The following is a 20,612-nucleotide window of genomic DNA, read 5'->3' as shown; positions in this document are numbered from 1 at the left end:
CGAACTGTAAGGCGATCAGGCCACGCCCGGAAATTTTTGCTGGAAACACCGCAAAAGGTCGCTCATCACCTGTGGATTGCGATAGTGCCGCGGCAGCCTTACGTCGAACATGCCGAGCACATGCGCCGGCCGCTGCGCGAGCACGATGATGCGGTCCGACAGCATCAAGGCCTCGCGCAGATTGTGGGTTACCATCAAGGCGGTCGTGGGCCGTGCCGACCACACGGTCAAAAGCAGGTGCCGAAGCCGCTCGGCGGTCCGTTCGTCGAGTGAGGCAAAGGGTTCGTCCAGGAACAGCACCGCCGGTTCGGTGGCGAAGGCCCTGGCAAGCGCTGCCCTGCGTGCAAGGCCGAGCGAAAGCTCGGCCGGATAGAGCGAGCGCATGCCGGCGAGGCCGAGCGTGTCGAACAGCCCGTCGAGGTTCTTCGTTCTCAGGCTTTTCGGCAGCGCCAGCCTGACATTCTGCTCCACCGTCCGCCACGGCAGCAAGACCGGCTCCTGGAACACGGCGGCGATCCGGTCGGAGCCGCCTTCAGGCAGCTGGAACGAGCCGGAAAAGTCCTTGTCCAACCCAAGCAGGATGCGCAGCGTCGTGGTCTTGCCGCAGCCGGACGGCCCCAGCAAGCAGGCGAATTCGCCTTGCCGGACCTCGAAGGAAAGGTCCTGGAGCGCCTTGATCGAGACGCCTTGCGCGGACCTAAAGATCTTTTCGGCGATGTCGACCCTAAGCGGGACGACGCCGCCAACGGGTTGCATGTCGTTCAACGGGCTGCACCAGAAAGAGTTCGATGACAAGCATCACCGCCACGAAAGCCAGGGTGTAGGCAAGTATGGCGGCGACGTCGAAGAGCTGGAAATAAAGGTAGATCTGGAAGCCGACGCCGTTGGAGCGGCCGAGCAGCTCGACCACCAGGACGATCTTCCAGATGAGAGCGATGCCGGATCGTGAGGCGGCGGCAAGATAGGGCTGCAGTTGCGGCAGCAGGACATGGCGGGCGCGGTCGAGGAGACCGAAGCGGTAGACGGCGGCCATTTCGGCGTAACTCGGATCAAGCGCCCTGGCGCCCTCGCGCATCGTCACCACGACATTCGGGATCTTGTTGACGGCAACCGCGCCAATCGCCGCCGCTTCGTTGAGGCCGAACCAGATGTAGGCAAGCACGATGACCACCAGCGCGGGAATGTTGAGGAACAGGACTACCCAGGGAGCGAAGAACCGGTCTGCGCGGCGGTGGCTGCCGAGGAGGACGCCGATGACCGAGCCAACAACCATCGCGACGACATAGGCCGCGGCAACCCGGCCGAGCGTCGCGCCGAGATGGTAGAAAAGATCGCCGTTCGCCGCCTCTGCGAGCAGCACCTGCCAGACCTGTCCCGGCCCTGGAAAGGCACGGCTCGGCCAGGCACTTGCCGCAACGCCCCACAGCAGGCCAAGCCCGAGCAGAGAGGCCGCGACCGTCAGCACCGGTGTCAGCGCCGCTGCCAGGCCGGATTGGATGGACATGCCGGCCGCAGCGCCAGGCGGGCGATCGCCGGTATCAGGTGCGCTCATTGCGGGGGTACCTGCCAGAACGTGCCGGGCGCCATCTCGGGCGCGCGGCCGACCAGCTTTTCGCCGCCGATCTCGGCCAGCACACGATAGAGCTTGCCGGCGTCGGCCGCATCCTCGGCGACCGGGCGTCTGGGAATGCCTTCGCGATAGCGGTCACGCAGTCTTGCCAGTTCCTCGCCTTGCGCGCGGATATCAGGCGCAAGGCGCAGCCACTCATCGTCGGATCGGGCCAGCAAGTCCTTGGACTGCGCCGAAGCCTTGATGAAGCCCCTGATAGCGTCCGGATGTTCGTTCGCCCATTTGTCATGAAAGACATAGCCGAGCGCCGATACGGCGCCTGAGGCCCCGAGGGCTTTCGCCGCAGCATCGGCGCCGATCAGGCGACGAAAGCCGTTGGCCTCGAGGCGGGCGCAAAAATGCCAGAAATTGAGCACCGCATCGAGCTCGTCCTGCATCGCCTTTTCCGAAATCAGCGGCGGCGCGCCAAAGACGATGTCGCTGGTTGCCGGCAGGTCGAGGCCGTGATCGCGTCTGGCCAGCGCCTGGATCAGCAGCCAGCTTTTATCGAGCGGTCCGCCGGCGACGCCGAGCTTTTTTTCCCTGAGATCGGAGATCGTGCGGATCGGCGCTCCCTCCTTCACCATGATCGCCCCGACGGCGGTCGAATAGGGGACCAGTGTGAGGTCGACGCCTTCGGAGCGTTGGCGCGAGACCCACAGCCAGTCGGAGACGATCATGTCGATCGCGCCGGCCAGCAAGGCGACGTTGGTTGCATCCTCGCCGGCGAAATCGACGACCTCCAGATCGATACCGTTGGCTGCGTCGAATCTGTGGTGCTTCAGCGTGTCAAGCGCCCAGCTCACGGTGCCGAATTTCAGCACACCGATGCGAACCCGGTTCGTGGCGAATGAGGGCTTTGGGACAAGTGCCGCGGCTGTTCCAAGAGCCGCCAGCCGGAGCGTTCCTCGACGCGAAATCATGATGATGTCTCCTCCCGGGGCCATAACGGCCGGGGCGCCGATCAGATCGCACGGTCTTTGTTCGGGAAAGCGCATTTCCAGCGCTTGACCTTGAGGGTCGGGTGTTCCTGCGACCATTTTGCGATTTCGGTGGGCGCCAGCATCATGCATTGGAACAGAGAGCCGCGGCTCTCGAAATAGAGATGTTCGTCTCGGCAATTGCCCGGATTGGCAATCAGGCAAACCGTCAAGATGAGGTCGACCATATCCATTCAGCACCTCTTGCGCGCTTGAAGACGCCCGCTTTGACGAGTTCCGGCCCGATCCGCGAACCTGGACAAAATCGCCAACTGCCGGAGTCCCGAGGTGCCCATGGAAAACCGGAATGGTTTGAGGCTACGCGCTCGCCCGATGGCCGTCAACAACGGCGAATGGAGAGGGGCGGAGCCGAACTCCGCCGGTTGCTTGCCCAGTCTTCCAGCGTTGGTGGTTGGCGAAAGCCGAAGCGGCATCCAATCTCCCCCCTTGCGGGGGAGATGTCCGGCAGGACAGAGGGGGGTGGGAAGGATCGCCAACTTTCGACTTTCAGCTATTTCACCATTCCCGACCGAAAGCAGCCTGACTGCGTGGCTGTAATTGACTGCCAGGCCAGGCGGGACAGCACCCCCCTCTGCCCTACCGGGCATCTCCCCCGCAAGGGGGGAGATCGGCAGCTTCGCCGGCTGCGCTGCGAGCAGCAATTGGTCTGAGGCGATTGCCTTGAATTCGGGGTAGCGGTTGACATCGCTCATCTGCCGGGTAGCTTCCAGGGTGCAGGCGCTGCAACTCCACAAGGGAGACGTTTTCGCTCTGCATAAAACGATGCATGCCGATGATCAGACAAAGGCATGCGCTAATCGTCCAGGGCACCTTGACGATCAATGAGGAAATGCCATGCGTGCAGTCGCATTTTTCGCCGTCGTGTCCGTTGCGACGTCTATTACAAACCAATCGCAGGCACAGGATGCCGCGGCGGGTGAGAAGGTCTTCGCCAAGTGCAAGGCCTGCCACGTCGTCGACGAGGACAAGAACAAGATCGGCCCGTCATTGAGCGGCGTTATCGGCCGGACGGCCGGCACGCATCCGGGGTTCAAATATTCCAAACCGATGGCCGAGGCGGGCAAATCCGGCGTCAAATGGGACGAAGCCACGCTGACGAATTATCTTCGCGACCCGAAGGGCATGATCAAGGGTACGAAGATGGCGTTTCCCGGTCTCAAGAAGGACGAGGATCTCGCCAACGTCATCGCCTATCTGAAGCAATACTCCAAATAACCCGGTTTTTCCGCAGGAAATAACCCGGTTTTTCCGCAGGAAATAACCCGGTTCTTCCGCAGGAAGTAACCCGGTTCATCCGCCGGAGTAACGCGACTTCGCCGGCCGTTCGCAAACTGCGCTCGGCCGGCGCGCCCGCACTGGTGGCGCCGGTCAAGCGGCGTCTTGCAGCCTGCGCATCGCGGAAGGCAGGTCGAGCAAGCCATCGCAAACCAGGTCGGCGCCAAGCGCTTCAACGGCAATTTGGGTGTAGCCGCCACGCAGCAGGATAGCCGGTATGCCGGCGGCGCGGGCGGCGGCCACGTCGGCGCCGCTGTCTCCGACCATCAGTGCGTCACGAGGCTCGACCTGAAGCTGGTCGAGCGCCAGCAGCAGAGCGTCGGGCGCCGGTTTCAGGCAAGTCACCGCATCTCCGCCGACGATCGCGCCGAGATGCTCCGTCAGCCCGAAATGCAGCAGGATTTCGCGAGCCGCCAGCTGCGGCTTGTTGGTCACCACGCCCATGGCTATTCCGCTCAAATGGAAGTGGGTGAGAACCTCCCTGACGCCGGGCATCAGCGTCGTCAGGCCGGTCAGATGTCTGCGGTAGATCGGCGCCATGGCACGGTTGGCCTCGTCGAGGGCGCTGCCGAGGAGCGGCGCGCCGGATGCCGCGAAGGCTCGCTCGACCAGTTTCCTGACGCCGCCGCCGATCATCGCCCTGACCTGTTCCAGGCGCAGCGGCGGCAGATCGCGACCGGCCAGCAATTCGTTGACCGCGGCGGTTATATCGGGCGCCGAATCGACCAGCGTGCCGTCGAGATCGAACAGGATCGCCTTCGGCGATCGAAACGGCCTACTCATGCCGACGTTCATGCGGCGTCCTTCCACTTGATCGAGCAGCCGATCGAAGCGATCTGGTCCAGCGGTCCGTCGCCGGTTCGGGCAATTTGCCTCATCGCCTCGAAAAGGTCGCGTCTTAGTCCGGGCGGTCCAGCGTCGCGCCGCGCCGCGTCCAGCCTGCCGCGATATTGCAGCGTCAATTCGCTGTTGAGCCCGAAGAAATCCGGAGTGCAAACGGCTCCATAGGCACGCGCCACCGTCTGGCGCTCGTCGTGGAGGTAGGGGAAAGTGAAGCCGTTCGCCTTCGCGAAGAGCTTCATGTTGTCGAAGGAATCATCCGGATAGGCGTCGGCATCGTTGGCGTTGATCGCGACAAAGCCGATGCCTTCGGGCTTGAGGTCGTCGGCATCGCGGACGATGCGGGAAATCACCGCCTTCACGTAAGGGCAGTGGTTGCAGATGAAGGCCACCACCAGCCCGTTCGGACCGGCGTGGCTGAAGATCGAATGCGATTTGCCGTCGACGCCGGGCAAGACGGCATCGATGGCTTGCCAGCCGAAATCGCAGACAGGTGGGATTGCCCCCATGTTGTGCTCCGATGAAATGGTTTTACGCGGCTTTCCGGATCGCGCCGTCGGCTGCCTGCCTGATGGCGCCGATATTGGCGCGATAGGCCGCCTCGCTGCCGCCCTTGAAGATAGCCGAGCCGGCGACCAGCACATTGGCGCCGGCCGCGGTGACCAGCGGGGCGGTCTCGGGGGTGACGCCGCCGTCGATCTCGATGTCGATCGGGCGATTGCCGATCAGCGCCTTGACCCGCCTGACCTTGTCGACGACCGCCGGAATGAAAGCCTGGCCGCCGAAACCCGGATTGACCGTCATCAGAAGCACCAGATCGAGCCGGTCGAGCACATATTCGATGACGCTTTCCGGCGTCGACGGGTTCAGCGACACGCCGGCCTTCTTGCCGAGATTCCTGATCGCCTGCAGCGAACGGTCGAGATGCGGCCCGGCCTCGGCATGCACGGTGATGATGTCGCAGCCGGCCTCGGCGAAGGCGGCGAGATAGGCGTCGGCCGGCGCAATCATCAGGTGACAGTCGAAGACCTTGTCGGTTCGATCGCGGATCGCCTTGATCACCGGCGGACCGAAGGTGATGTTGGGCACGAAATGACCGTCCATCACGTCGAGATGGATCCAGTCGGCGCCCGCCCGGACGACTGCTTCGACCTCATCGCCGAGCCGCGAGAAATCCGCAGAAAGCACCGAGGGGGCGATGATTGTCTTGGTACCCATGGTCGTCGGCTCCATTCCGTCTTCGGTTTCCGGTCGCTGCACACCAACCGGCGTCATCGTGTCAGCGCGCCTTCGTCTCCGGTTCGCCTTCGAGCTTGCCTTCTGCGAAAACGCGGCTGCCGCGAATGTCGGATTCCTCAATGGTGATAAGGTCGGTCTTCGTCAACACCCGGTCGCGCGACGTGAAAAGCCGGTTGGCCTGGCGAAGCCGCGCCCGGTCGAGCCCATTGCGGACCGAGCGAGCGTTGGAGAAATGCGGCAGCCGCATGCGGATCGGCAGGTACTCTTCGAGCGCCTTGGCCGCCGCCTCGCTGAGACGATAATTCTGTTCCGCCAGCATGATTTCGGCGATCGATTTGAGCTCGCCGACGCCGTAGTCGGGAAAGTCGAGGTGGTGGGCGATGCGCGAGCGCATGCCGGGATTGCTGTTGAAGAAGCGGTCCATCTTGTCCTTGTAGCCGGCAAGAATCACAACCAGATCGTCACGGTTGTTTTCCATGCATTGCAGCAGGATCTCGATCGATTCCTGGCCGTAGTCGCGTTCGTTCTCGGGCTTGTAGAGATAGTAGGCCTCGTCGATGAAAAGCACCCCGCCCATGGCGCGCTTGATTACTTCGCGGGTTTTGGGCGCGGTGTGGCCGACATACTGGCCGACGAGATCGTCTCGCGTCACTGCGACCATGTGGCCCTCGCGGACATAGCCGAGACGATGCAGGATTTCGGCCATCCTGAGCGCCACGGTGGTTTTCCCGGTACCGGGGTTTCCGGTGAAGTTCATGTGCAGTGTCGGCGCGCCCGAGGTCAGGCCGAACTTGCGGCGAAGCCGGTCGACCAGGAGCAGCGCCGCGATCTCGCGGATGCGGGTCTTGATGGGCTTCAGGCCAACGAGTTCGCGGTCGAGCTTGCCCAGCACCTCATCGATGTTGGACGCCTCGAACTCGGCCTGCAGATCGACCGGCGCGTCCGGCGCGGCAGTGCCCTTTGCTATCGCGTCCAGCATGGTTTCGACTAGCTCCGCTCGCCTTCGGGCCTGTCGGTCGCATAAGGCACGATCGAATAGCCCTGGCTGCGGCCGTCGCGCTCCTGGCGCAGCAGCCGGAACCCGGGTTCGTTGGGCGGCCGATTGACGATGAACGACATGCGCGGCGCTTCCCAGCCCTTGCTCGAATCGAAGGCGGTGACCCGGACATACATGTTGGGCATGGCTTTCCGGCAATTGTTGACTTCAAGCAGGATGCCCGCCGGGTCCTTCAGGTCGAACATCGGGTTGCCGTACATTTCCCAATAGGTGTTTCGCGGATGCGGATCGTCCGTGTACTCGACGCTGACCGCCCAGTGGTTTTTCAGCGCGTATTTGATCTGCGCCGAAATCTGCTCATCGGTCAGGTCGGGCAGGAACGAAAACTGTCCCTGCGTGACCTTGTTTCCCGGATTGGTCATCATGGCGACGGTTCCTTTCGTCTAGAAGCTGGGCGTTGCGGTTGGCACGAAGTCGGCCGTGTCGGTCGATTCGTAGTTGAAGGTGACGTCCTTCCAGGTCTCCAGGGCAGCTTTCAGCGGCGTGCACCATCTGGCCGCCTGTTCGAGGATTTTGGTGCCTTCGCGCAGATAGTCGCGGCCCTCGTTGCGGGCGAGGATCATCGCCTCCAACGCGACGCGATTGGCCGTCGCGCCGGCCTGGATGCCGTCCGGATGGCCGATCGTGCCGCCGCCGAACTGCAGGACGACGTCCTCGCCGAGATAATGGATCAGCTGGTGCATCTGGCCGGCATGGATGCCGCCCGAGGCGACGGGCATCACCTTGTTGAGCGAGGCCCAGTCCTGGTCGAAGAACAGCCCGGTTTCGAGGTTCTGCGGCGTGCGCTCCTCGCGAAGCGTGTCATAGAAACCCTTGATCATCAGCGGGTCGCCTTCCAGCTTGCCGACCACCGTGCCGGCATGGATGTGGTCGACACCGGCCATCCGCATCCATTTGCAGATGACGCGAAAATTCATGCCGTGGTTCTTCTGGCGCGAATAGGTCGAGTTGCCGGCGCGGTGCAGGTGCAGGATCATGTCGTTGCGGCGTGCCCATTTGGCCATCGACTGGATCGCCGTGTAGCCGATGACCAGGTCGATCATGACGATGCAGGAGCCAAGCTGTTTTGCGAATTCGGCGCGCTCGTACATCTCCTCCATCGTGCCGGCGGTGACGTTGAGATAATGGCCCTTGACCTCGCCGGTGGCGGCCGACGCCTTGTTCACGGCCTCCATGCAGTAGAGGAAGCGGTCGCGCCAGTGCATGAACGGCTGCGAGTTGATGTTCTCGTCGTCCTTGACGAAGTCGAGGCCACCCTTCAGCGCCTCGTAGACGACGCGGCCATAGTTGCGGCCTGACAGGCCAAGCTTCGGCTTCGTCGTCGCGCCGAGCAGCGGCCGGCCGAACTTGTCGAGCCGCTCGCGTTCCACCACGATGCCGGTCGCCGGGCCCTGGAAGGTCTTCAGGTAAGCCACCGGGATGCGCATGTCCTCGAGCCGCAAGGCCTTGACTGCCTTGAAGCCGAACACGTTGCCGATGATCGATGCGGTCAGGTTGGCGATTGAGCCCGGCTCGAACAGGTCGAGGTCGTAGGCGATGTAGGCGAAGTACTGCTGCTCGGTCTTGGTGCCGGGACCGGTGTTCGGCACCGGCTCGGATCTGAACGCCTTGGCGCGGTAGAGCTCGCAGGCGGTCAGCCTGTCGGTCCACACCACCGTCCACGTCGCGGTGGAGGATTCACCGGCGATGGCGGCCGCCGCCTCCTCGTGGTCGACGCCTGGCTGCGGCGTGATCCGAAACATGGCGATTAGGTCGGTCTCCTTGGGCCGGTAATCCGGCTCCCAGTAGCCCATCTTCTTGTAGGGGATGACGCCCGACTTGTAGCGTTCCTTGCCTTCCTTGAGCGTGCCAGCTGACGGCATGTCGATCTTGTTCATGACAGGTCTCCTGTTTGCCGCTCAGGCGGCTTTCGCGGTTGCGATTTGCGGGTCGAGTTTTCCCGCGGCATAACGTTTGGCCATCTCGTCCATGGCGATGACCCTGATCTTCGAGGCGTTGCCGGCGGTGCCGAAGCGCTCGAAGCGATCGCGGCAAAGGTCGCGCAGGGCATCCATGGCGGGTTTCAGGAATTTGCGCGGATCGAATTCGCGCGGGTCTTCCGTCGCGACGCGGCGGAACTGCCCGGCCATGGCCATGCGGCAATCGGTGTCGATGTTGACCTTGCGCACGCCGTAACGGATGCCGCGCTCGATCTCCTCGACCGGAACGCCAAAGGTCTGGGGCATCTCGCCACCATATCGGTTGATGACGTCCTGCAGTTCCTGCGGTACCGAGGAAGAGCCATGCATGACCAGATGCGTGTTGGGCAGCTTTTCGTGGATCGCCTCGATCACCTGCATGGCGAGGATGCCGCCGTCGGGCTTGCGGCTAAATTTGTAGGCGCCGTGCGAAGTGCCGCAGGCGATCGCCAGCGCGTCGACCCGGGTGGCGGTGACGAAGTCGACCGCCTGATCGGGATCGGTCAAAAGCTGGTCGTGGGAAAGCACACCTTCGGCGCCATGCCCGTCCTCGGCCTCGCCCTGGCCGGTTTCCAGCGAGCCGAGCACGCCAAGCTCGCCTTCGACGGAAGCGCCGACCCAATGCGCCATGCGTGCGACACGTTCGGTGATGGCGACGTTGTAGTCGTAGCTTGCCGGCGTCTTGGCGTCCGCCATCAACGAGCCGTCCATCATCACCGAGGTGAAGCCGTGGCGGATCGCCGAAAGGCAGGTGGCTTCGTTGTTGCCGTGGTCCTGATGGATGCAGAGCGGAATGGCCGGATGCATTTCGGTCAACGCCTCCATCATCTTGGCCAGCATGATGTCGTTGGCATAGGAGCGGGCGCCGCGCGAGGCCTGGATGATGACCGGTGCGTCGCAGGCCCTGGCCGCCTCCATGATGGCAAGGCCCTGTTCCATGTTGTTGATGTTGAATGCCGGAACGCCATAGCCGTGCTCGGCGGCATGGTCGAGAAGCTGGCGAAGGGTGATGCGGGCCATTTTGGGGTCCTTCCTAGATGATGAGCTTCAGCGCCGCTGCGGCGACGGCTTCGGGCGTGATGTCAAAATGCCGGTAGAGATCCGGGGCAGGGGCGCTGGCGCCGAAACCGGCCATGCCGACGAAAGCACCGGTGTCGCCGATCCAGCGGTCCCAGCCGAGCCGTGCTGCGGCTTCGACGGCGACGCGCGGCGCCGAGCCGAGGACCGCCTTGCGGGTGTCGGCATCCTGTTCCTCGAACAGCTCCCAGCACGGCATCGAGACGACGGCGGCGGCGATGCCGTGCTCGGTCTCCAGCCGTTCGGCGGCGGCAACGGCGATCTCGACCTCCGAGCCGGTGGCGATCAGCGTCACGGCGCGGTGCCCGGCCGGCTCGCGCAGGACATAGGCGCCCCGGCTGGACCGGTTCTCTTCGCTATCTGTGTGGCGCAGCATCGGCAGGTTCTGCCGCGAGAGCACCAGCACGCTCGGCCGGTTCTTGCTCTTCAGCGCCAGTTCCCAGCACTCCGCCGTTTCGATGATGTCGGCCGGACGGAAGACGTTGAGGTTGGGCGTCGCCCGCAGCATCGCCAGGTGCTCGATCGGCTGATGGGTCGGGCCGTCCTCGCCAAGACCGATGGAATCATGGGTCATCACATAGATGACGCGCTGGCCCATCAGCGCCGAGAGCCGCATCGCGCCGCGGGCATAGTCGGCGAAGCACAGGAAGGTGCCGCCATAAGGCACGAAGCCGCCATGCAGCGCGATGCCGTTCATGGCCGCGGCCATGCCATGCTCGCGGATGCCGTAGTGGATGTAGCGGCCGGCATAGGCACCAGGCGCTATGCGATCCATGCCCTTGGTGATCGTCAGGTTCGAGTGCGTCAGATCGGCGGAGCCGCCGACGGTCAGCTCGGTTGCGGCGTTGATGGCGCCGAGCGCCATTTCGGAGGCTTTTCGCGTTGCGACCTTGGTCGCCTTCTGGACATGCTCCTTGCGGAAAGCGGCGAGCGCTTCGAAGACCGCGTCGGGCAGGGTGCCGGCGACCGCACTCTCGAAGGCCTGGCGCTGCGGCGAGGCGGCAAACCGCTGCTCCCAGGCGTGCCGCGCCGCTTGCCCGCGCTCGGCAATTTCGCGCCAGGCGAAAAGGATGTCGTCCGGCACCTCGAACGGCACGCAGGCCCAGCCGATGTTCTCGCGCGTCGCGGCGACCTCGGCATCGCCCAGCGGCGCGCCATGCGTCTTTTCCGAGCCGCCCAGATTGGGCGCGCCCTTGCCGATCACCGTGCGGCAGGCGATCAGCGACGGCCGGTCCGACTGCTGCGCCGCTTCGATTGCCGCAGCGACGGCTTCCGTGTCGTGGCCGTCCACCGACTGCACATGCCATCCGGCGGCTTCGAACCGTGCCGGCTGGTCCATCGATGTCGACAGCGACGTCGGTCCGTCGATCGAGATCGCATTGTCGTCCCAGAAGACGATCAGCCGGGCGAGCTTCAGGTGACCGGCAAGGTCGATCGCCTCGTGACTGATGCCTTCCTGCAGGCAGCCGTCGCCGGCGATCGCATAGGTGAAATGGTCGACGAGATCGGCGCCGTGGCGGGCAGCAAGCATGCGCTCGGCCAGCGCCATGCCGACAGCGGTCGAGATGCCTTGTCCGAGCGGACCGGTCGTCGTCTCGATGCCAAGCGCATGGCCATATTCGGGATGTCCGGCGGTGCGGCTGCCCAGTTGGCGAAACCGCTGCAATTGCTCGATCGGCATGTCTTCGTAGCCGAGCAGGTAGTGCAGCGCATATTGCAGCATCGAGCCGTGCCCGGCCGAAAGCACGAAGCGGTCGCGATCGGGCCAGTTGGGCGCCGACGGATCGATGTTGATGAAGCGGCTGAACAGCACCGTCGCGACGTCGGCCATGCCCATCGGCATGCCCGGATGACCGGAATTGGCCTTTTGGACGCTGTCCATCGCCAGCGCGCGAATGGCGTTCGCCATGTCGCGCTCTGAGACGGCGGCGGCGGGCTTCAGGGCTGCTGCTTGGCTGTTCATGGCGTCCTCCTCACGACACACGGTTCTTGCGTTCGATCAATTGCAGGATGAGCGGCGTCAGGATCAGCTGCATCGCAAGATCGAGCTTGTTGCCTGGCACCACTATGGAATTCGGCCGCGACATGAACGAGTCGTGGATCATCGAAAGCAGGTAGGGGAAATCGATGCCGCGGGGATTGGCGAAGCGGATGACCAGCATCGATTCGTCGGGCGTCGGGATCCAGCGCGCGATGAACGGGTTGGACGTGTCGACGATCGGCACGCGCTGGAAGTTGATGGCGGTCTGCGAGAACTGCGGGACGATGTAGCGGACATAGTCCGGCATGCGGCGCAGGATGACGTCCATCACCGCCTCGGTGGAATAGCCGCGGGTTGCCCGGTCGCGATGGATCTTCTGTATCCATTCGAGATTGATGACCGGCACCACGCCGATCCTGAGGTCGGCATGCCTGGCCAGGTCTATCTTGTCGGTGACGACGCAGCCATGCAGGCCCTCGTAGAAGAGCAGGTCGCTCGGCGGGAATTCGCGCCATTCGGTAAATTGCCCCGGCGGCGTGCCGTACTGCTTCTCCTCGTCCTCGTCATGGATGTAGGTGCGGGTCTTTCCGGTTCCACGGCGGCCATATTCCTCAAACACCTCTTCGAGGATTGCGAGCTCGTTGGCCTCGGCATGGAAGTGGGTGAAGTTCGGATTGCCGGCCTTCTCCTCCTCGGCCACCTTGACCTTCATCGTGGCGCGGTCGTAGCGGTGAAAGGCGTCGCCTTCGATGAAGGCGGCGTCGATGTTCTCACGCCGGAAGATCAGCTCGAAGATGCGCTTGACCGAGGTGGTGCCGGCGCCTGACGACCCGGTGATGGTGATGATGGGGTGCTTTGCCGACATGATGCTCAGGCCCTGAACAGGCCGCGGCGGCTGAACAGCGGTGCACGCTCGCCGATCGCGCTGGGCTCGGTGTGGTAGCGGGTGATGCGCGCGACCTCGCGCGCCGATCCGAACACCACGGGCACGCGCTGGTGCAGGCCCTCGGGCTCGATTTCGAGGATGCGGGTGATGGTGTCGGTGGCGGCGCCGCCTGCCTGTTCGATGAGATAGGCGATCGGGTTGGCCTCATAGACGAGGCGCAGCCGTCCCTGGCGGTAACCCTTGCGCTTGTCGCCTGGATACAGGAACACGCCGCCGCGCATCAGTATGCGGTAGCAGTCGGCGACGAGGGAGGCGATCCAGCGCATGTTGAAGTCCTTTCCGCGTGGGCCTTCAGTGCCTTCGAGGCAGTCGTCGATGTAGAGCCGCACCGCCTCGTCCCAATGCCGGTAGTTGGCGGCGTTGATGGCGAACTCCTGGGTACGCTGCGGGATGATCCGGCTCTCGTAGGCCTGGACGAAGGTGCCGAGCCTGGTCGAGAGAACGAAGACATGCGTGCCGCTGCCGAGCGACAGGACCAGCGCCAGCTGCGGCCCGTAGATGAAGAAACCGGCGCCCAGCTGCTTCACGCCCGGCTGCAAAAAAGAGGCGGCCGGATTTTCGTCCGGCGCGCCAGTTGCAGGGAGGAGCGAGAAGATCGTTCCGATCGACACGTTGGTGTCGATGTTGGAAGAGCCGTCGAGCGGGTCGATGGCGATGGCGAGAGGCGCCTGGCTGTCGAGCAGGACCGGCTGCTCCAGTTCCTCGGAGGCGTAGAGCGCGACCGGAGCGTGGCGCATGGCATTGAGGAAGATGTCGTCGGCGAAGATGTCGAGATCCTTCTGGATGTCGCCGTCGGCATTGGCGCTGCGGGTCCCGGCAAAGGCGGTGCCGAGCACGCCCTGATTGATTGTGTTGCGGACCTTGGTGGCGGCCTGCGTCAGCTGACGAACGGTCGCGACGACTGCCGAACGCAGTTCGTCGGGCGGGCCGAGATAGGAATTCAGAAATGCGTCGAGCGTTGCCGCTGGCATCGTAACCTCCCGATCCAGCCGCAACTCCTCCGGCCGGATTGGGGAATGAGAACAAACTGCCATGGATAAGTAAAATTCAATAACTTTACTTTCGTGCTAAAAAAAATTTAGTATGGCGCATGAGAAACCTCACGCTCAAGCAATTCAAGACCGTTCAGGCTATCATCAGTCATGGGAAAATCGTTAGCGCGGCCAAGGTGTTAGGCTTGTCTCCTCCAGCTGTGACGATCCAGTTGCGGCAGGTCGAGGAGGAGTTCCAGCTGGCCTTGTTCGACCGGACGTCGGACGGCATGCGTCCGACTGCCGCAGGTCTGGCCTTCGTCGAGACGGCGCAGGAGATCGAGGAGCGGCTTCGCCTGCTCGAAGACAAGATGGATGCGATCAAGGGCGTGCGTATCGGCAGCTTGCGGCTCGGCGTCGTTTCCACCGCCAAATATTTCGCGCCGCGGCTGATGGCCGGCTTCATGAAGGAACATCCCGACATCGACATGCGCCTCGCCATCGGCAACCGCGCCGAAACCATCAACAGTCTTAAGAACCACGACATCGACATCGCGCTGATGGGACGCCCGGCGAGGGAAGTCCCGGTGCGTGCCTCGGTCTTTGGTGATCACCCGCTGGTCATCATCGCGCCGCCCGACCACCCGCTGGCGTCGGCGCGCGAGATATCCAAGGAGCGGATCGCCGAAGAGCATTTCCTCATCCGCGAGCCCGGCTCCGGCACGCGCATCTCGCTGGAAATCTTTTTGAGCGACGTGCCCGGCCGCATCGACGATCTCGGCGTTGAAATGGGCTCGAACGAGACGATCAAGCAGGCGGTGATGGCGGGGCTCGGCATTGCCTTCATCTCTGCCCACACCATCGCCGCCGAAACCGAAGCCGGCCGGCTGGTCATCCTCGACGTCGTCGGCATGCCGATCCGCCGGCAATGGTTTTCGGTGATGCGCAGCGATCACGCGATCTCGCCGGCGATGGCGACGTTCCACGATTTCCTGATGCGCAAGGGCGCGATGTATCTGCCCCTGTTCGGCAAGCTCTATCCGCACGAAGGACCGAATATTGGAGGTCGCGCCTGAATTGAGGGCGGAATGCGTCGCTGGCAGCCACCTGCCAGGGCGGCTAGTTCGATTTGCCGAGAGCTTTCAGGACAAAGCGAATCTGCGTGCGCAGGCCCGCTTCGGTGTCTTCGCCGTGCTGAACGCAGTGCTCGATCAGAATCGGGTGGAAGAACGGCGTGAACGCGGCGTTGACCGCACGCGCCGCTTCTGCCGGGTCCTCGACCTTGAGTTCGCCCGCCTCGGTCCCCTCGCGAATGATCGCCTCAAGGATTTCCAACATTCGCTCGACATGCGCCTTGATGACCGCCCGATTCTCGCGCAGGGCGGCGACGATCAAGTCGTGCATGCTTCTTTCCTTGATCAATTTCGTCTTGTTGTGCTGGTGAACGGCGGTCAGGAGCCGGTCGAGTTTCTCCAAGGCCGGCGCGTTGGTGCGTGCGATCGCAACGGCGATGTCCGCGACCTCGTTCACGACCTGCCTGCAGATGGATTCGTTGATTGCGTCCCTGGAGGAAAAGAAACGGTAGACGTTCGCCCGGCTCATGCCGAGTTCGGAGGCGATGTCGGCTACCGACGTCTTATGGTGGCCGATGCGGCGAAAATGCTCCTCCGCCACCTCCAGGATGCGAGCCCGCACCTTGTCGGGACCCGTTCGCGTTCCGACCGGATAATTCATCGATGTCTCCAGAACTGATGATGGATCTGCCGGGCTCGTCCTGAACGTTCTTTGCAAGCGGTATAGTCGTGCGACTGGCCCTGCCTATGTTCAGGCAGAGCCAGCGGCGAAATCTTGATCCGCCTGCTCGACAACAGGGCCCTATTCGGCAGCAATTGCCGTTTGCTTTTCCAGTTCATCCGTCGAGCCGGATGGCTCCTCACGGACGTCGTCTGCAGTTGGTTTGATCCGGAACCACGCGGCATAGAGCGCGGGAAGGAAGAGCAGGATCAGCACCGTGCCGACCGCCGTGCCGCCGATCAGCGTATAGGCCATCGATCCCCAGAAGACGGAGTGCGTGAGGGGGATGAAGGCCAGCACGGCGGCGAGGGCCGTCAGGATCACGGGCCTGGTGCGTTGCACCGTCGCCTCAATGACGGCGTGATAGTCGTCGAGGCCGGCAGCACGGTTCTCCTTGATCTGTTCGGTCAGGATCAGCGTGTTGCGCATCAGGATGCCGGCCAGTCCTATCATGCCCAGAATGGCGTTGAATCCGAAGGGCTGGTTGAAGGTGAGCAGCATCGGCACGACGCCGACAAGGCCAAGCGGCGCCGTCAGCATGACCATGGCCATCGTCGAGAAGGATCGCACCTGCAGCATGATAACGATCAGCATGGCGGCGATCATTGCCGGAAAGACTTTGCCCAGCGCGGTGTTGGCCTTTTCAGCCTCCTCGATCGATCCGCCCAATTCGATGCGATAGCCGGCAGGAAGGGATGCGATCAGCGGCTGAAGGGCCTTCATGATCTCCTTGGAAACCTCTGGAGGCTGAGTCGCTTCGTTGATATCCGAGCGGATCGTGATGACAGGCGTGCGATCGCGACGCTTCATGATCGGCTCTTCCAGACGGATTTCCGAATGGCCAATCTGGTCGAGCGGAATCGGGCGACCGTCCCGGCTCATCAGTGAGAAATCCGCCAAACGTGTCGGATCCAGCCGCTCGCCGCCGGCGCTGCGTGCGACGATGGGGACGTTGCGGATGTCCTCGCGAACCTGCGTAACGGGGATGCCGGTGAGCAAGAACTGGAGTTGCTGGCCCACCTCTGCCGACGACAGGCCGATGAGGTTCAGTCGATCCTGATCCGGGACGAAGCGGAGCACGGGTGTGCGATTGCCCCAATCGCGGTTGGCCTGACGCACGTCCGGGACGCCCCGCATGATATCGAGGGCCTTCTCGGATATGCTGTAGAGCTGCGCGGGATCAGGTCCGATAATCCGGAACTCGACCGGGAATGGCGTGTAGGGGCCGAACACGAGTTGCGTGACGCGGACATTGGCCTCGGGTGCAAGCCCCTCTGCCACCGCCTCGCGCAGGCGGTGCTTCAACACCTCACGCGCCTCGGCGTCCTGGGTCAGCACGACCATCTTGGCGAAGGCAGGATCGGGCAGTTCGGGCGCCATTGCGAAAAAGAAGCGGGGTGCGCCCTGACCGACATAGCTCGTGACGATCTTGGCCTCGGCCTGGTCGTCCAGCCAGCCTTCGAGCTTCTCGACCGTAGCGGTCGTCGTCTCGATGCTGGTGCCTTCCGGCAGGCGAACCTCCACCAGCACTTCGGGTCGGTCGGATGTCGGAAAGAACTGCTGTTTGAGAGAGCCCATGCCGACAACGGAAAGCACGAAGGCGATAGCGACGATACCGGAGATTGCGAATTTGTGGCGCACGGCAAACGTGATGAGCCGCCGCAAGCGCCGATAGTTCGGCGTGTCGTAAATTGCTTGGTGACCGCCTTCGACCGGTTTGATGTCGGGCAGCATCTTCACGCCAAGATATGGCGTGAAGACAACGGCGACGATCCAGGAGACGATGAGCGCAAACCCGACGACCCAGAAGATGTTGCCGGCATACTCGCCGGCCGTCGAGCGCGCGAAGCCCACCGGCAGGAACCCGGCGATCGTCACGAGCGTCCCGGACAGCATCGGCGCCGCAGTGTGGCTCCACGCATAGGCCGCCGCCTTGATGCGGTCCATGCCTTCTTCCATTTTCACCACCATCACCTCGATGGCAATGATGGCGTCGTCCACGAGAAGACCGAGCGCCAGGATGAGGGCGCCGAGCGTGATGCGGTCGAAGAACCGGCCAGTCTCCAGCATGATGAGGAACACGACGGCAAGCGTCAGAGGGACGGCAGCCGCCACCACGATGCCGACGCGCCAGCCGAGACTCAACAGGCTCACCAAGAGCACCACACCGAGCGCCATCGCAAACTTCATCATGAATTCGTCGACCGCAGAGGTGATGTTGACGGCCTGGTCGGTCACCTTGTCGAGCGTCATCCCGAGAGGCAGTGTCTGTGCGATGGCTGCTGTCCTGTCCTCCAGCGCCTTGCCGAGCGCGAGACCATCCCAGCCCTCCTGCATGACAGCCGCGAGCATGATGGTGGGCTCACCCTGACGTCGAATGAGGTAGGTGGGAGGATCTTCATAGCCGCGCCGGACTTCGGCGATATCTGAGAGCTTCAGCGTCCGCCCTGCAGCTGCAATCGGCGTGTCGGCGATCGCCTGAACGCTGTCATAAGCGCCGTCCACCCGGATGAAGACCCGCGGCCCCTGTCGGGGGACCCATCCATCCCTTTGTGTCGATCGAGCCTGCCGGCGTGAGGCTGTTCTGCCGCTGCAAGGCGGCGACGATGTCCTGTGCCGACACGCCGAGGGTGGCCAGCTTGGCGTAGGAAAATTCGACGAATATCTGTTCGGGACGTTCACCAAGGATGTTGATCTTCTTGACGCCGGGCACGTGCAGGAGGTCTTGGCGGATCGCCTCGGCCTGTCTCGCCAACTCACGCATCGGCATGCCCTTGGCCTTCAGCGCGTAAAGGGCGAAGCTTACATCCGAATATTCGTCGTTGACGAAGGGCCCGAAGACGCCGGACGGCAGGTTGCGGGCTTCATCCCCGAGCTTCTTGCGAGCCTGGTAGAACTCCTCCTGCACGACAGATGGCGGTGTGCTGTCCTTCAGCGTGACCGTCATATACGCGTAACCCGGCCGTGTGGTCGTCTCGACCCGGTCGTACCAGGTCATCTCCTGAAGCCGCTTCTCCAGCGGTTCGGCGACGAGGTCCTGCATCTCGCGCGCCGTTGCGCCCGGCCATGCCGTTGTGACCGTCAGGGTCTTGATGGTGAAGTTGGGGTCCTCCGCCCGCCCGAGCATGACGAAAGCGTAGGCGCCGGCGGCCACCAGCAGGAGGATGAAGAACAGGGTAACGGCGCGTTCGCGAACGGCGATCGCGGAGAGATTTAGGTTCATCATCAGTTGCCCCTGCTTTCGGACGCAGTCCTGACGCGAGCGCCCTCCTGCAGGAGATGGGCGCCGAGCGAAATAATCGGATTGCTGGAGTTCAGTCCGGAGACCACAGCGGTTTCGCTGGTCACACGAACAAGCTTGACAGGCTGAAACTGTACGGTCGAGGTGGCGTTGTCCAGGATCCAAACGCCTGTCTTCTCGCCGTCATCGAGCACGGCTCCCAACGGCACCTGGACTTCCCGCTGGCGTGCCTGGCCCGCAAGCCGAATGGTTACCGTCGCGCCAAGCGGTGCTGCCGCGGCCTCACCGTCGAGCACATAACGGGCCTCATAGGTACGGGTCTGGGCATCGGCGGAGTTCGATAGTTGCCGGAGATGTGCCGTGTAACGACGCCCATCGCCGCCATACACGCTGGCCTCGGCCGCCGACCCAATCGCCGGCCGGATCGTTTCGGGAAGCGCGACGACCGCTTCGCGGGAGCCGGCCTTGGCGATCCGGACCACTGTCTGGCCGGCGGAGACGACCTGCCCCGGCTCGCCAAGCGTTTCGACCACCGTTCCATCCGCGTCGGCCAGCAGGACCGCGTAGATCGCCTCGTTCTCGGCGACCCGTGCTTCGGCTTCGGCGGCGGCGAGTTGCGCCTCGGCCGTATCGACCGCGGCCTTCGCCTGCTCGTAGCGCTGTCGGGGGACCCATCCATCCCTGAGCAAACTGGCGTATCGCCGTTCATCCGGTTCCGTCTGAACGACTGTTGCGCGCGCTGCGGCAACGGCGTTGCGCTTCGCCGTGAGCGCGAGGCGAAGGTCGGTGTCGTCGATGCGCATCAGTGGCTGACCAGCTTTGACCTCCTGACCCACATCCACGAGCCGCTCCACGATTTTGCCGGGGACACGAAAGCCGAGATCGCTCTGCACCCTCGCCCCGACAATACCGGTAAAGCCGCGTTCGGATCCGGTCACCGGCGCTGCCGTCACCAATCTGACGATCGGCGGTTCCTGCCTCGGGTCGCCTACGGCGGAGGCTCCCTGCGTAGGAATGGCAAGTATGGCAAATGCCGCCGCTCCTGACATCGCGATCAGCATGCTCCCCAGTACAACAGCGGGTCTCTTTTTCACGTTCGTCGCCTCTCAAGAAAGATTGCGTTCGACCTTTACATCGGCTCGACGGACGCGAGCCCAGCAGCACGCAGGCCGCTGTCTGCAAGTCGGGTCGGTGGATTGGCATCGGCGCGCATGTTGGTCTCGGACGACACCGTCACCTCGTCGCCGGACCTCGAGAACGCGTATTGCGAACCGCGGTGGCCCGGCATCGAAAAGGCCACGGAGTCGCCGTCGGCGAGGCCCATGACGACGCGCTGCGGATCGCCGCCGATCTTTGGCGCGAAGGTGGCGGTGACCTCCAGGCGGTCGCCTTCGGCCGGGACGTAATAGACGACCATGTCGAGGTGGCCCTCGTGCAGGCTGCCGGCTTCGATCGGGCGTCCTATGGTGGCTTCCTCGGCAAACGCCGGGGCGGCAACAAACAGCGCGGCCAGAACGGAGGCGCTCAGGGTTTTGCGGATCATCTGTATCTCCTTCGTTTTAGATTTCGTTCGAACTCTATACTGGTTAGATGTCGAATGCAATCTAAAAAAAAGAGAAAAAT

19 protein-coding genes and 1 pseudogene are annotated in these 20,612 nt (G+C 63.3%); 2 read left to right on the top strand and 18 right to left on the bottom strand.

Annotated elements, in window-relative coordinates; genetic code table 11:
• Positions 1 to 15: 15 nt before the first annotated feature.
• The 4 genes from AC0L2A_RS14635 to AC0L2A_RS14620 are packed head-to-tail and all read right to left on the bottom strand — an operon-like array spanning position 16 to position 2,783.
• Positions 16 to 756, bottom strand: a complete 741-nt coding sequence (locus AC0L2A_RS14635) for an ABC transporter ATP-binding protein (protein WP_473609423.1) — start codon at positions 754 to 756, stop codon at positions 16 to 18.
• Positions 725 to 1,504, bottom strand: coding sequence for an ABC transporter permease (locus AC0L2A_RS14630; protein ID WP_473609422.1), 780 nt, complete (start codon positions 1,502 to 1,504; stop codon positions 725 to 727). Before AC0L2A_RS14630 ends, AC0L2A_RS14635 begins: the two co-directional genes overlap by 32 nt.
• A 44-nt stretch (positions 1,505 to 1,548) precedes the next feature.
• Positions 1,549 to 2,535: an ABC transporter substrate-binding protein gene (locus AC0L2A_RS14625; protein ID WP_473609420.1), complete on the bottom strand. Its 987-nt coding sequence runs from the start codon at positions 2,533 to 2,535 to the stop codon at positions 1,549 to 1,551.
• A 38-nt stretch (positions 2,536 to 2,573) separates the two neighbouring features.
• Positions 2,574 to 2,783, bottom strand: a complete 210-nt coding sequence (locus AC0L2A_RS14620) for a hypothetical protein (protein WP_027151301.1) — start codon at positions 2,781 to 2,783, stop codon at positions 2,574 to 2,576.
• A gap of 661 nt (positions 2,784 to 3,444) precedes the next feature.
• Here AC0L2A_RS14620 and AC0L2A_RS14615 point away from each other — a divergent pair.
• Entirely contained in the window at positions 3,445 to 3,825 is a 381-nt protein-coding gene (locus AC0L2A_RS14615; protein ID WP_023797685.1) for a c-type cytochrome, read from the top strand.
• Positions 3,826 to 3,978: 153 nt separating this feature from the next.
• Here the strand turns inward: AC0L2A_RS14615 and gph are convergent, their stop codons facing one another.
• From gph to AC0L2A_RS14565, 10 genes are all read right to left on the bottom strand, one after another.
• Positions 3,979 to 4,680, bottom strand: a complete 702-nt coding sequence (gph, locus tag AC0L2A_RS14610; RefSeq protein ID WP_473609340.1) for a phosphoglycolate phosphatase — start codon at positions 4,678 to 4,680, stop codon at positions 3,979 to 3,981.
• The gene (locus AC0L2A_RS14605; RefSeq protein ID WP_091596793.1) at positions 4,677 to 5,234 is read right to left on the bottom strand and encodes a thioredoxin family protein; all 558 of its coding nucleotides are present in this window, start codon (positions 5,232 to 5,234) and stop codon (positions 4,677 to 4,679) included. The genes gph and AC0L2A_RS14605 overlap by 4 nt, the downstream gene beginning before the upstream one ends.
• A gap of 22 nt (positions 5,235 to 5,256) precedes the next feature.
• Positions 5,257 to 5,943, bottom strand: a complete 687-nt coding sequence (gene rpe / locus AC0L2A_RS14600) for a ribulose-phosphate 3-epimerase (protein ID WP_473609338.1) — start codon at positions 5,941 to 5,943, stop codon at positions 5,257 to 5,259.
• A 61-nt stretch (positions 5,944 to 6,004) separates the two neighbouring features.
• Positions 6,005 to 6,943 carry a CbbX protein gene (gene cbbX, locus AC0L2A_RS14595; RefSeq protein WP_473609337.1) on the bottom strand — a complete coding sequence of 313 codons (939 nt, stop codon included), beginning with the start codon at positions 6,941 to 6,943 and terminating at the stop codon, positions 6,005 to 6,007.
• A gap of 8 nt (positions 6,944 to 6,951) precedes the next feature.
• Positions 6,952 to 7,386, bottom strand: a complete 435-nt coding sequence (locus AC0L2A_RS14590) for a ribulose bisphosphate carboxylase small subunit (protein WP_023797690.1) — start codon at positions 7,384 to 7,386, stop codon at positions 6,952 to 6,954.
• Positions 7,387 to 7,404: 18 nt separating this feature from the next.
• Positions 7,405 to 8,898 (bottom strand): ribulose-bisphosphate carboxylase large subunit, encoded by a 1,494-nt coding sequence (locus tag AC0L2A_RS14585; protein WP_023797691.1) that lies wholly within the window; start codon positions 8,896 to 8,898, stop codon positions 7,405 to 7,407.
• Positions 8,899 to 8,919: 21 nt separating this feature from the next.
• Complete coding sequence (gene fba / locus AC0L2A_RS14580) at positions 8,920 to 9,999, bottom strand: class II fructose-bisphosphate aldolase (RefSeq protein ID WP_023797692.1); 1,080 nt, start codon at positions 9,997 to 9,999, stop codon at positions 8,920 to 8,922.
• Between the two features lie 13 nt (positions 10,000 to 10,012).
• Positions 10,013 to 12,019 (bottom strand): transketolase, encoded by a 2,007-nt coding sequence (gene tkt / locus AC0L2A_RS14575; protein ID WP_473609335.1) that lies wholly within the window; start codon positions 12,017 to 12,019, stop codon positions 10,013 to 10,015.
• Positions 12,020 to 12,029: 10 nt separating this feature from the next.
• Positions 12,030 to 12,902 (bottom strand): phosphoribulokinase, encoded by an 873-nt coding sequence (locus tag AC0L2A_RS14570; RefSeq protein ID WP_023797694.1) that lies wholly within the window; start codon positions 12,900 to 12,902, stop codon positions 12,030 to 12,032.
• 5 nt (positions 12,903 to 12,907) lie between these two features.
• Positions 12,908 to 13,954 (bottom strand): class 1 fructose-bisphosphatase, encoded by a 1,047-nt coding sequence (locus AC0L2A_RS14565; protein WP_473609334.1) that lies wholly within the window; start codon positions 13,952 to 13,954, stop codon positions 12,908 to 12,910.
• Between the two features lie 119 nt (positions 13,955 to 14,073).
• On the opposite strand from AC0L2A_RS14565, the gene AC0L2A_RS14560 reads away from it, so the two are divergent.
• Complete coding sequence (locus tag AC0L2A_RS14560) at positions 14,074 to 15,030, top strand: LysR family transcriptional regulator (RefSeq protein WP_473609332.1); 957 nt, start codon at positions 14,074 to 14,076, stop codon at positions 15,028 to 15,030.
• Between the two features lie 43 nt (positions 15,031 to 15,073).
• Here AC0L2A_RS14560 and AC0L2A_RS14555 read toward each other — a convergent pair whose 3' ends face one another.
• From AC0L2A_RS14555 to AC0L2A_RS14540, 4 genes and pseudogenes are all read right to left on the bottom strand, one after another.
• The gene (locus AC0L2A_RS14555; protein WP_473609331.1) at positions 15,074 to 15,628 is read right to left on the bottom strand and encodes a TetR/AcrR family transcriptional regulator; all 555 of its coding nucleotides are present in this window, start codon (positions 15,626 to 15,628) and stop codon (positions 15,074 to 15,076) included.
• Positions 15,629 to 15,829: 201 nt separating this feature from the next.
• Positions 15,830 to 18,971: pseudogene (locus tag AC0L2A_RS14550) on the bottom strand (efflux RND transporter permease subunit).
• 2 nt (positions 18,972 to 18,973) lie between these two features.
• Positions 18,974 to 20,083, bottom strand: a complete 1,110-nt coding sequence (locus tag AC0L2A_RS14545; protein ID WP_473609329.1) for an efflux RND transporter periplasmic adaptor subunit — start codon at positions 20,081 to 20,083, stop codon at positions 18,974 to 18,976.
• A 35-nt stretch (positions 20,084 to 20,118) separates the two neighbouring features.
• Positions 20,119 to 20,532 (bottom strand): hypothetical protein, encoded by a 414-nt coding sequence (locus AC0L2A_RS14540; protein ID WP_473609328.1) that lies wholly within the window; start codon positions 20,530 to 20,532, stop codon positions 20,119 to 20,121.
• Positions 20,533 to 20,612 lie beyond the last annotated feature (80 nt).

It is taken from the genome of Mesorhizobium sp. WSM4844, assembly GCF_055811775.1.
The sequence above is the reverse complement of the archived record's forward strand: the minus strand, read 5'-3'. Positions and strand labels throughout refer to the sequence as shown.